11 protein-coding genes are annotated in these 12,467 nt (G+C 42.6%); 4 read left to right on the plus strand and 7 right to left on the minus strand.

Going from position 1 to position 12,467, the window contains the following annotated elements; genetic code table 11:
• Positions 1–145: 145 nt before the first annotated feature.
• Genes WCM76_01575 through WCM76_01585 form a run of 3 tightly spaced genes read left to right on the plus strand, consistent with a single transcriptional unit; the run spans position 146 to position 2,674 of the window.
• Positions 146–760 (plus strand): deoxynucleoside kinase, encoded by a 615-nt coding sequence (locus WCM76_01575; GenBank protein ID MEI6764297.1) that lies wholly within the window; start codon positions 146–148, stop codon positions 758–760.
• Between the two features lie 41 nt (positions 761–801).
• The gene (gene kdsB, locus WCM76_01580; GenBank protein MEI6764298.1) at positions 802–1,548 is read left to right on the plus strand and encodes a 3-deoxy-manno-octulosonate cytidylyltransferase; all 747 of its coding nucleotides are present in this window, start codon (positions 802–804) and stop codon (positions 1,546–1,548) included.
• Complete coding sequence (locus WCM76_01585) at positions 1,529–2,674, plus strand: acyloxyacyl hydrolase (protein MEI6764299.1); 1,146 nt, start codon at positions 1,529–1,531, stop codon at positions 2,672–2,674. Before kdsB ends, WCM76_01585 begins: the two co-directional genes overlap by 20 nt.
• A 93-nt stretch (positions 2,675–2,767) precedes the next feature.
• Here WCM76_01585 and WCM76_01590 read toward each other — a convergent pair whose 3' ends face one another.
• Genes WCM76_01590 through recQ form a run of 3 tightly spaced genes read right to left on the minus strand, consistent with a single transcriptional unit; the run spans position 2,768 to position 6,142 of the window.
• Positions 2,768–3,202 carry a hypothetical protein gene (locus tag WCM76_01590; GenBank protein MEI6764300.1) on the minus strand — a complete coding sequence of 145 codons (435 nt, stop codon included), beginning with the start codon at positions 3,200–3,202 and terminating at the stop codon, positions 2,768–2,770.
• A 15-nt stretch (positions 3,203–3,217) separates the two neighbouring features.
• Positions 3,218–3,916: an OmpH family outer membrane protein gene (locus WCM76_01595; GenBank protein MEI6764301.1), complete on the minus strand. Its 699-nt coding sequence runs from the start codon at positions 3,914–3,916 to the stop codon at positions 3,218–3,220.
• 30 nt (positions 3,917–3,946) lie between these two features.
• Entirely contained in the window at positions 3,947–6,142 is a 2,196-nt protein-coding gene (gene recQ, locus WCM76_01600; protein MEI6764302.1) for a DNA helicase RecQ, read from the minus strand.
• Positions 6,143–6,356: 214 nt separating this feature from the next.
• Between recQ and WCM76_01605 the strand changes: the two genes are divergently transcribed.
• The gene (locus WCM76_01605; GenBank protein MEI6764303.1) at positions 6,357–8,441 is read left to right on the plus strand and encodes a tetratricopeptide repeat protein; all 2,085 of its coding nucleotides are present in this window, start codon (positions 6,357–6,359) and stop codon (positions 8,439–8,441) included.
• 12 nt (positions 8,442–8,453) lie between these two features.
• Here the strand turns inward: WCM76_01605 and WCM76_01610 are convergent, their stop codons facing one another.
• The 4 genes from WCM76_01610 to WCM76_01625 are packed head-to-tail and all read right to left on the minus strand — an operon-like array spanning position 8,454 to position 12,416.
• Positions 8,454–9,383 (minus strand): lysylphosphatidylglycerol synthase domain-containing protein, encoded by a 930-nt coding sequence (locus WCM76_01610; protein ID MEI6764304.1) that lies wholly within the window; start codon positions 9,381–9,383, stop codon positions 8,454–8,456.
• The gene (locus WCM76_01615) at positions 9,380–10,174 is read right to left on the minus strand and encodes a class I SAM-dependent methyltransferase (protein ID MEI6764305.1); all 795 of its coding nucleotides are present in this window, start codon (positions 10,172–10,174) and stop codon (positions 9,380–9,382) included. Before WCM76_01615 ends, WCM76_01610 begins: the two co-directional genes overlap by 4 nt.
• The gene (locus tag WCM76_01620; protein ID MEI6764306.1) at positions 10,175–11,302 is read right to left on the minus strand and encodes a glycosyltransferase; all 1,128 of its coding nucleotides are present in this window, start codon (positions 11,300–11,302) and stop codon (positions 10,175–10,177) included. It lies immediately after the preceding gene.
• Positions 11,303–11,315: 13 nt separating this feature from the next.
• On the minus strand, positions 11,316–12,416 hold the full coding sequence (locus tag WCM76_01625; GenBank protein MEI6764307.1) for a glycosyltransferase family 2 protein: 1,101 nt from the start codon (positions 12,414–12,416) through the stop codon (positions 11,316–11,318).
• Positions 12,417–12,467 lie beyond the last annotated feature (51 nt).

Genomic DNA, 12,467 nt, shown 5'->3' on the forward strand with positions numbered 1-12,467 from the left:
ATTTCGGGTTCAGAATACCAACAATTAATGTTTGCTCCTGATTTTCAGGCATACCCGTCGTTGAAAAAATATTTTTTTTTAACCGCTTTTGCTAAGGATTTTTTTTATTTTAGTTGAGCGATCAAATCAAAAAAAAACACACCTTATGCATATAGCGATAGCAGGGAATATCGGCTCCGGAAAAACCACGCTCAGCAGCCTGCTGGCGAAAAACTTTAAGTGGGAAGCACAATATGAAGACGTTGATACAAACCCGTATCTGCACAGCTTCTATGAAGACATGCAGCGCTGGTCGTTCAACCTGCAGGTGTACTTTCTGAACAGCCGGTTCAGACAGATTATACGCATTCGCGAAGGTGAGAAAACCGTAGTGCAGGACCGCACCATTTACGAAGATGCTTATATTTTTGCGTCCAACCTGCATTCAATGGGGCTGATGTCAACACGCGATTTCGAAAACTATAAATCGCTGTTTGAACTGATGGCATCCTTTATCAAACCTCCCGATTTACTCATATACCTGCGTGCCGAAGTATCAACGCTTGTTCGTCAGATTCAGAAACGCGGAAGGGATTATGAGAATTCCATTCGCATTGATTATCTCACACGCCTCAACGAACGTTACGAAGCATGGATTTCATCCTATTCAGCCGGGAAATTACTTATCCTTGACGTGGACAATAAGAATTTTCAGGAAAATCCGGCCGACCTGGAAGAAATCATCAATAAAATCAATGCTGAATTGTACGGACTTTTTTAAATCCTGCGTTTTCACATTTTCTGTTATAAAAAAGTATTATCATGAAAGTTGTCGGCATCATTCCCGCTCGATTTGCTTCAACACGCTTTCCGGGTAAACCCCTGGCGTTGATACAGGGCAAAACCATGATACAGCGTGTTTATGAGCAGGCATCGCAATCGGCTGTGCTGAATGATTTGTATGTCGCTACCGACGATGAGCGGATTGAAAACCATGTAAAGGAATTTGGCGGAAAAGCCATGATGACCTCGGCATCGCACCTTACAGGTACAGAACGCTGCAACGAAGTTATAAGCATTCTGGCGGCAAAAGGCAGCGTGTTTGATGTCGCCATTAATATTCAGGGCGACGAACCCTTTATAAACCCTGAGCAGATTGACCTTGTGGCGAAATGCTTTTCTAACAAAGAGGTGCAGATTGCTACTCTGGTTAAAAAAATAAGCAATGCAGCCGACCTGCTGAATACTTCTGTGATGAAAGTGGTTGTTGGGCTTGACAACAAGGCACTGTATTTCTCCCGGCAGCCTATTCCATTTATCAGAGGTCGTCAGAACGGCGACTGGCTTGTACATCATACGTTCTACAAGCATATTGGCATTTACGCTTACCGTGCGGAAGTTCTTACGGCAATAGCAAAACTGCAACCCACTCCTCTTGAAATGGCCGAGTCGCTTGAGCAACTCCGATGGCTCGAGAACGGATATAAAATTTACGTCGCATTCACAGAGCACGAAAGCCATTCCATAGACACACCGGAAGATATTGATAATGCCACGACCGATTTATAATCCTCACGGAACGGAATCCCTGACGAAACACTGCATTTTATTATTGCTTGTATGTGCATGCACCCTTGTTCGTGCTCAACTGCCCAACAGCATCGTTAGCCGTCTGGTTTTAGAAGGAAAGTATCATTATGGTATTATCATTCCGCATCACGGCAATATGGTGCATCTTACCGATCAGCATATCAGCTTTTTTGAGGTAAATGCCGGACTGCGCGGAACCGGTGAGAATAAATGGGACCAGTTGTACCGTTATCCTGATAAAGGAATAAGCCTGATGGTTTCTGACCTGGGCGGCTCGCCCTATCTGGGAAAAATGGTATGCCTGTTCCCATGGCTGAACTATCCCATGGCACAAAGCAAACGGCTTGCCTTCAACTTCAGGTTCGGACTGGGGCTGGCCTATATATCAAAGCCATTCGACCGTATTGAGAATTATAAAAATATAGCCATCGGGTCTCATATAAATGCCATGGCACAGGTGCTGTTTGAGCTTAAATGGAAAGCAACATCAAGACTTTCATTGGCGGCAGGACTGTCGCTGACACATTTGTCTAACGGTGCCTTCAAAATACCCAATCTGGGGCTCAACATACCTACACTGAGTGCAGGAGTTACATATAAGATTAATAAAAAAGAACCCGAATTATTCACACAGGAACTTCCACCGTTATCGCGTAAATGGGAGATGGATGTTATTGTGTGGGGCGGCGTGAGCGAATTATGGGGCGCCGGCGGCGATAAATATCCGGCTTACGGCATCATGACCACATTCAATAAACCGATAAGCCTGAAACGAAAGCTCAGCGCCGGGTTTGATATTTACTATGACAACGCTTTGCGCGAAGTGCTGCGCCGCGACGGTATAACAGCGAAACTGCCCTTTGAATCGATGCGTGCCGGAATCACATTCGGGCATATACTCACCTTCTCACGCTTATCATTTATAATTCAGGTGGGAGCGTATGTTTACCAGAAAGAAAAAAGTGATGGCTGGGTATACGATCGTATGATGTTGCAATATCATATCAATAGGCACATCTTTGTGAATGTTGCACTGAAAACGCACCTTGCAAAAGCTGACCTGATAGAGTGGGGGCTTGGATACCGGATAGAAAAAAGACATTAGACATCAGAAAAAAGACAAAAACACAATTCTCTCTGTGAAATCTTTGTGTACTCTGTGTAATTATATTTTTTTTTAAACACATTCACAGATTTTCTATTCCGGATTTTTATCGTAATCTACCTCTTTCAGCAGCAATCCGTTTTCATCGTAGAATTTCCACATTCCGATTTTCTTGCCATCTTTATAGGTGCCATCGAAATGTTTTTTGCCATTTTCATACCAGCCGGTACGTTTTCCGTCGTCAAGACCGTTTTTAAAATTGCCTTCACTCCATTTATTGCCGTTCTGATACCATGATATCCAAAGACCATCCCGTTTATCATTCAGATATCCGCCTTCCATGTATTTGGCGTGGTTGGCGTAGTAATTCGTTTCCTTGATAAGAACACGCGTTGTGCCGTTGTCGGCATACACTTTTACAATTTTAGGCGATCCGTCAGGATATGACTGCTCTACTACCTCCTCTGTTTTAGTTGATACGCACGAAAAAAGGAATAGTGAAAGCAGAATAATAAGTTTATTTTTCATAGATGTAAGTGCTGCTTAATTGGCTTGCGGCTGTTTCTGGCGGTTTTCCTTAATCTTTCCATACTCTTCACTCAGACCTTTCATAACCTCATCCGTGATGTCCAGAGAAGGATCGGCATACAGCAGTGTCCCGCCATACGAACGTTCAAAAATGAATGTATAACTCTTTGATTTGTTGAAACGCGCAATATAGCTTACGATGGTATCATGAACTTCCATGTTGCGTTTTTCTTTTTCGGCCATGAGCTGCTGCGTGAGTTCGGTATCAAGGGCCGTAAGTTCCTGTTGTTTTTTAGCCAGTTTTTCTTCGGTCTTTTTTTGCTCATCGAGTGAAAGCTGTCCTGATGTTCCCTTTTTCAAATAATCATTGTATTCTTTCTCAAAAGCCGACATGCGACCGCTGTATTGCGACTGCAGGTTCTTTTCATACTCTGCCAGCTCGGTTTTTACGTCTGCCACGAATTGGTAACGGCTCCATACAGTGTCCGTATTAATAAAGGCAAACTTAGCATTCTGCGAACCGGTATTTGCCGAACCTGCATTTTTACAACAATTGTTTTTGAAATAGAGAATAAAAATGGCGACAACTGCAATCAACAATACCGCATTCATGCCAATAAGCCATTTAGAAATTTTATTCTTACATGCGGATGGCTTTGGCTCCGCGGGCACAGTCGCTTCGGGCTGTTGTGCATTCTGGATTTCTTCTGTCATCAGAATTTTAATCTTTAGGTTATCAATCGTTTAGTTACCAACTTCAGACATGAATTTGAGACGCATCAGGCGTATCTCTTCTTCTGTAAACTCTTGTTCTCCGAGTTCTTTCAATGCCGCTTCAACGGAATCCGTTTCTGCGCAGCCAAAATACTCGAAAATTTCTTCCTGGTGGTAGGGGTCAATATATTGGTCAATATAATAATTGATGTCTATTTTAGTCCCGGAACCGACAATATGCTCCAACTCATTGATTAAATCACTTATTGTCAGGCTCTTTGTTACTGCAATATCTTCCAAAGGTACCTTGCGGTCAATGTTACGGATAATGTCAACTTTGAGTCCCGATTTGTTTATCACAGATTTCACCACCATATCCATCGGTCGTGTTATCTCATTTTCCTCCACATATTTGGCTATGAATTCCAAAAATGGTTTGCCGTATTTCTGCGCTTTTCCGGCGCCCACTCCGGTTATCTGCATCAGTTCGTCCATCTTTACCGGGTAATGGATAGACATGTCCTCTAATGATGGATCCTGAAAAATAACAAAGGGCGGTAGCGACTCCTTTCGGGATATTTGCTTGCGCAAATCTTTGAGCATGCTGAACAGCGCCATATCGGCGGTTGATACCTTGGCGGAAGATGAAACAAAATCATCGTCATCGGCATTTTCATAGTCATGATCATGAGTGAGCATAACCGACCATGGCTCTTCAAGAAATTTCTTCCCGTCGGCAGAAATCTTCAGAATACCGTAATTTTCTATGTCTTTTAACAGCAGTCGGTGAATGAGTGCCTGCCTGATGACCGCATTCCAGAATTTCTCATCATTATCGGCGCCTTTGGCAAAAACGTTTAGGTTGTTGTGCTTAAACGCCTTGATATTGGCGGTTGTTTTGCCGACAATAATATTGATAAGGTGCACTGCCTTGAATTGTTCCTTCACTTCCACAACGGCTTCGAGCACTGTTGTCAGATAATCACTGCCTTCAAATTTTTGCTTAGGATGAAGGCAATTGTCGCAGTTCTGGCAATTTTCTTCAGGGAATATTTCTCCGAAATAATGGAGCAGTTGGGTGCGGCGGCATACGGCAGATTCGGCGTAAGCAATCGTTTCTACAAGCAACTGACGAGCAATTTCCTGTTCAGCTACCGGCTTGCCCTTGGTGAATTTCTCAAGTTTTTGAATGTCGTCGTAGGAATAATAGGCAATACAGTTTCCTTCGCCGTCGTCGCGTCCTGCCCGTCCCGTTTCCTGATAATAGCCTTCCAGACTTTTGGGTATGTCGTAGTGAATCACAAAGCGCACGTCGGGTTTGTCTATACCCATACCGAAGGCGATGGTAGCCACAATCACATCAATTTCTTCCATCAGGAATTTATCCTGGGTTTCGGCACGCATAACCGATTCAAGCCCCGCATGATAAGGTAATGCACGAATGCCGTTTACCTGAAGTGTGCTTGCAAATTCCTCAACACGTTTGCGGCTCAGGCAGTAAATAATGCCCGATTTGCCCATGTTTTGTTTGATGAAACGAATAATATCCTTGTCAATATCTTTGCCTTTGGAGCGTACTTCATAATACAGATTCGGTCTGTTGAACGAAGATTTAAAGATATCGGCATCCATCATGTTCAGGTTCTTCTGAATATCAGACTGCACCTTGGGTGTGGCGGTTGCCGTAAGAGCAATAACAGGTACATCCTTACCAATTGCCTTTATAATCGGGCGAAGGCGGCGGTATTCAGGTCTGAAATCGTGTCCCCATTCCGAAATACAATGAGCTTCGTCAATGGCATAAAAAGAAATTTCAATAGTTTTCAGAAACTCAATATTATCTTCTTTTGTAAGCGATTCGGGTGCCACATAAAGCAGCTTTGTCTTCCTGTTTACCAGATCATCTTTTACATCGGCAATTTCCTGTTTGGAGAGCGAAGAGTTTAAAAAATGCGCAATTCCCTTGTCAACACCGAAATTACGGATGGCATCAACCTGATTTTTCATCAGTGAGATAAGGGGAGAAACAATAATGGCAGTGCCTTCGCTGATAAGAGCCGGTAACTGATAGCATAATGATTTTCCGCCACCTGTAGGCATAATAACAAAGGCATCACGGCCACTGAGTAAACTTTTAATAACGGCTTCCTGATTTCCTTTAAAGGAACTGAACCCGAAAAAATCTTTCAGAACCTTATGCAAGGAAATATCATCTTTGACTTTCATTTCATCATTAATTAATCGTGCGAAAAATTTCGCGGGAGTAGCGTATAAACCTCTATAATATAATTTTTTGGTTACCCTAAAAGTACTACGAAATTACAAATAATCGATGAAATTTTTTGAATTGTTTTCCTAACAAAAATTTAACATGAAAAGCGGCTTTTGCTTTATTGGTAATATTTTCTAATTTTACCCTGCAATAAAAAAAATCTGTCGGATGGATAAAAAGAAATTAGTTTTTTTTGCACTTTCAGTTGTTTTGCTTGCCGCAACCATTGTCACCTATTCAAATCATTTTAAAAATGATTTTCATTTCGATGATTCGCACACTATAAATAATAATATTTATATCCGCGACATCGGGAATATCCCCCGTTTTTTCACTGACCTGAAAACCTTTGGGTCCATGCCCGATAACCTTGGCTACAGACCTATAGTTACCGCTTCTACAGCCATTGATTACAAGCTGGGCGGAGGTTTGAACCCGTTTTACTTTCATCTTTCCATGTTTATTGTTTTTCTGCTTCAGGGTATAATCATGTTTTTTGTGTTCCTTAAAATATTCGACAAAACCATCAAACATCAGTGGAATGCCCTGCTGGCATTTTTTGTGACTGCCGTTTACATGCTGCATCCGGGGAATGCCGAAACCATCAATTATATTTCGGCCCGCTCCGATTCTTTTTCTACGTTTTTCGTGGTATTGGGGCTGTTTCTTTACATGTATTCGCGGATATGCCGTAAATTCTGGATTTATACAATACCGGTTATTCTGGGGGTTCTTTCCAAACAGTCGGCAGCCATGTTCCCCTTACTGCTGTTTGTTTATGTATACCTGTTTGAAGTTAAACCCGATAAAAATAATCTGCTCGGCAAAAATAATTTTATAGCCTTGTGGAAGTCGTTTGTGCGGGTGTTGCCCGCATTGCTGGTCACTTTTGGCGTCTCTGCCTTAGTGGAAATAATGGTGTCAAAACAGGCGGGTACGGGCTTTTTGGATACGCCACCCGATTCTTCGCTTAAGTATTTAAGCTATGTAATTACCCAGCCTTATGCCTTATTCACGTATTTCGGAAGCTTTTTTATTCCCAATAACCTCAGCTCCGATCCCGGAATGGAGGTGTTTTCCACCTGGAAAAATCTGAACCTATGGATCGGTCTCGTTTTCGTGGCGGTCATGCTGTTTATCGCGATTGCCGGCATCCGTAAGGAAACATACCGACCGGTATCTTTTGGAATTCTGTGGTTTTTTATATGTTCTATTCCCACATCTGTGCTGGCTGAATTAACGCAACCGGCAAACAGCCACCGGCTTTTTTATGTATATGTGGGACTGGCGCCTGCCGTGTTGTGGGTTTTATATCTTTTCGTACTGAAAATCGCACCCGTTTTTAAAGAACGTAATCTGGTCCGTGCTCTGATTGCCATTTGTTTGATTCTATTGGTGGCAGAATCAGGCGCTACATGGCAGCGCAACAAGGTGTGGCGCAGTGAAGAATCGCTGTGGGGCGATATTGTTCAGAAGAACCCTGAAAATCCCCGTGCACTGATGAATTACGGTCTTACCTTAATGGCAAAAGGCAATTATTCGGATGCCGAATACAACTACAGAAAAGCATTGAAGTTTTGGCCCAACTGGCTGTATCTGCACATCAACATGGGTATTGTGAAAGAGGCTACAGGAGCCAACGCCGAAGCGGAACAGTGGCTGCTCAACGCAATTCGTCTGGGTCAGAGAAGCCCGGAAGGATATTATTACTACGCTCGCTTTTTACGCAATCAGAAACGGAACGACCAGGCTGTCGCGAATCTTAAAACCGCGCTTCAGGTGTCGCCCGCTCATCTTGAAAGCCGCTACATGCTTATGGATTTGCTTGCTCAGATGGAGATTTGGGATGATCTTCAGGCAACAGCACAGGAAACGCTTAAAATATTGCCGGGCGATGCGAACGCTCTGGCATATCTGGAGATGGCCAAGAATAAAAAAGGCAGCGCGGAAAGAGCCGAAGAAGAACTGAAAAGCAATCCTACACCCGAAGGCTATCTCAACCTCAGCCTGATTTATTATAACCGGAGTGAATTTGAGAAATGCATACAGGCCTGCAACGACGCTCTTAAGCTAAAGCCCGATTATGCAGAAGCCTATAATAACATCTGTTCGGCATACAATGCCATGAAAAAATGGGACGAAGGTATGCGTGCCTGCGAAAAGGCTCTCAAGCTCAAACCGGACTACGAACTTGCGAAGAATAATCTGGCATGGGCAACGTCTGAAAGAAACAAGCTAAAAAAAAGTAATTGAGCTCCGGGACAATCAACCACCGGGCAGCTTCCGCTTCCTGAAAATAAGGTCGAGCGCAAACACAATCAGTAACAGCAGAATCTCCGATAAGGTCATCCATAAGCGCGATATCAGCGATATGAGTGACGACATGGCTGTTGTGAGTACCAGTGATAATGTAAATATCAGTACTCCCTCACGCACTCCCAGTCCGGCAGGTGCAAAAACAGATACAAACCCTATGATGCCTGCTATTGCAAATGCTCCTGTGATGAAAAAATAATGCTCAACCGAAAGCGCGTAAAAAGAATTAATGAAAAAATAAAAAGCCCAGCCAAAAATCAGCCACGTACATATAAACAACAACAACGTTATGAGAACACGGCCAAACGATATCGTCAGGAGTATCTTTTCTTTTTTAAATATTCTGAAAAACACATTCATGATAAACTGAAGTACCGGCGGATACACGAACACAAAACAGCCGGCAGCCAGCCCGAGGAATAAATATTTGTAAGGAACCAGTTCTTTTATACCGGAGAAAAATATGGATGCAAGAGCAATGATAATCGCGGCAAGCGTTGAAAGAATGAATTCCTGAACCGAGCATGCGGCTATATTTTTTTTAGGAATATTTTTTTTCTCGTAACTGAATAATAATATGCCGTATGAAAACACTTTTCCCGGGATGTATTTTCCGAAATCGGCATATATCCTGAGTTTGATGGCCTCAAAAACATTGATGGCACAATGGTTCTGAATGGTGATGATGTGCCAGATGAGCGCATTAAATAATAAATGAACAAAATACACCAGTACTGAAAGCAGCAGAAATCCTGAATTAAAGCTGATTTCACGAAGATTAATGTTGTTAAAATTCAGGTACAGATATCGGATGATGAAAAAGAAAATCAGCAGTATGACTGTGTATTTCGCGATTTTTAACAGCGTATCTTTTTTCATAGACCGGTTTGCTTTGATTTTTCAACCCGCAGAAACACGTGCAGTGACGGAAGTCTGCATTTCGCGAAAACTGAATCTAATGCATTCGTAAATCTATAAACTAATTGCATACGCCTGAATATCCGTGCCAGAATATACAGCGGAATTATGCATCCGGTGGTTACCGGCATTCTTCTTTCGTTGACGATTACACCGCCGCATTGTACAATCATTTTTTTCAAAGCCCTTGCGGAGAAGCAATTTCCTGCGGTGGTGCTTTTTTGTTTTGAAAAAAGATTCAGCAGACCAAATCCTGAAGAAACAATTTTTCCCGATTTCAAAGGTTCAATAAAAATGATGCTTCCGTTTTCGGTCAGGTGTTTGAATAACCTGCACAATGTTGTTTCCAGCTCCGGTGCCGGAACATACATAAGTACGGCAGCGCAAATGATGATATCAAATTTGCCCGTGTTTTCGGGCAGGGCACCAAGATTTCCGGTAAATGCAGGTTTGCCCGTATTGGCAGTGTATAAGGCAACATAATTACTGCTCACATCCATGCCGCAGACATCTGCCTTTGGAAACTTTTTCAGAATTTCCAAAGATATCCGGCCATAACCGCAGCCGGCATCCAGTATTCTTTGGTCCGGATTATCATTGATGTTATCAAGAATAAAATCCGTCTGTGCACGATGAATATGCATATTAAGCGAATCAGGAAACCGTTTGAATAAAACGCCTTTCGGATGATTCTGATGCTCCGAACTTCGCTGTTCCCACAAAAGCCTGTTGGTTTCCTGTTCTGTATTCATCTACAACTGCTTTTGTTTTTGAATATTCCGAATGAATTCATGAACGGCATTTTCAACCGAAAATAGTGTTAATGCCTGCTGAATGGGCTCAGTATAAGCCGATTTTAAATCATTAAATGCCAATACTATTTTAGCGCACAGTTCTTCACTGTTTTCTTTTTCAAAGGTGTAACCTATGCCATACTTTGTAATTACATCACCCAGATCGCCCACATTGGCTCCTATTAAGGGTGTGCCGCATTGCAGCGTATCAGACAGTATTACCGGAATGCTGTCGATACGGCTCGGAATGATTAAAAAATGTGCATTTGAAACAACGCTGAATAATTCATTCGTATCAAGCACATCATGTATTTCAACATTTGTAAGTCTTGCGTCACTTACCATTTCCTGAAGCGCGGTTTTCATGCTGCCGAGCCCGTAAAAATGAAAAACGGCATTGTCCATTACCGCATCAGGAAGTCTGGAAATAGCCTGTATCAATACATCCGGACCTTTGTTTATATGGTAACGCCCCACAAACACAAATTTTTTCCGTGACTCCGAAACCACTGTTACGGCGGTTTTATCAATGTTCCGGGCACTTGGCAAAAATAAACATGACTTTTTACTGAAGGCTTCAATCTCTTCACAAAATTTAAAACCATCGCCGTATACCTGTTGTGCATTGACAAGTATCTTCCGCAGCAATGATTTTGTGAAGAAGTTATTCTTATGTTTCCAGATATCGGAGCCCAGACACCAAACAGAGTAGGGGATGTTCTTTTTTTCGAAAATATACTTGGCGGCAATTCCTGAAGGTATTGCCCACAATGCAAAACAATGATCAAACGTTTGATTATTCGTAAGGTCTTTCAGCGCGGTACGCGCATTTTTAAACAGGCTCAGCGTATGAAAAAAGTGAATCGGATTATAGAATTTTAAGTCTGAAAGGGGCTGCTGAGAACCACTCCACAAAAATGTTACAAGATTAATCTTTGAGTCAACAGCATACGTTTCTGCGCGCTTTTGCGTCAGTACTGTCACGCGGTGCTGCTCCGACAGCTTCAGGCAGAAGTCCAATACAAACCCACCAACCGGATCGGTATTATTTGTAGGAAAAGTGCTGCTTATAACTAATATATTCAAGGGAGAAATATTGTCAGTTCTTATAAAGCCGTTCATTGTCCTGAATGTCCATCCACATGGCAAACAACAGCGATTGCAGCCCGCTGATAGCCAGAAATACAAATGCCAGTATGGTGATAGGATTCGCAGGTTGTCCGTTAATAACAAGCCTCAGCAACTTTATTCCGAATGGAACGGCAAGTATGCCCAAAACAAAAGAGATATGATACAATAAAAACAGTGGGTGAAAATCGCGAAACAGATATTTTATCCAAAGCCGTTTGAAAAAAGAACGGAAAAGCAGCCCCGAAATGGTCGGTATTACTTTCCACACTTTCATTTTTGATTTTTCGCCGACGAAATAAATAGGCTTTATCTCAACTTCTTTTACGGTACAGAAGGCAATATTCAGCTTAACCAGCATATCATTCGGCATGCCGTATTTGCGGTAAATTTTGTAAAGCGGTATTGAATTCAGCGCTTTGTTTGAGATGGCAGTATAGCCGGTTTGAGTATCGGAAACATGCCAGTACCCTGAGGCAACTTTTGTAAGTATTGAAAGTATGGAATTCCCGAAATACCTGGTTTTGGGAATGGCCAGCCATGAGCTGCGGTGTATCAGCCGGTTTCCTTTCACGTAATCAATATTTTCGCGAATCACCGGTGCGCAGATGCTTTCGAGTTCATCGGGGTCCATTTGTCCGTCGCCCGCCATCACTGCGGTACAGTCAATGTTGTGGTCTTTGCACCATTTGTAGCCGCTGGCAATGGATGCACCAACACCGGCATTCTTCAAGTGATTGATCAGAACAATACGTCCTTTATCTTCGTTATGGGAAACTGTTTTAGCCGGCGTAAAGTATTTCTTCTCCAACTCATTTTGTTCAAGCAGCAGCTGGCTGGCACGGCTGTATCTTTTTGATTGCCGGTCGGCGCTGATTTTTTTGATTGCCAGTCCGCTGTCGGGATAGCGGCTCATGATGTCTTGCAGTACTGCTGCTGTGCCATCCTTTGAACAATCGTTCACCACAATAATGCGGTCAACGAATGCAGGCATGGTTTCAATAACCATCCCAATCTGGGTTTCTTCATTATATGCCGGAATAACTACGGCAACGGTTTTATTGTACAGCATAAGGATTGATTTATTTGTCCGTTTGCATGAATTTTTTGTAAAGATAAAAAA

The organism is Bacteroidota bacterium (assembly GCA_037133915.1).
Lineage (GTDB): Bacteria > Bacteroidota > Bacteroidia > Bacteroidales > CAIWKO01 > JBAXND01.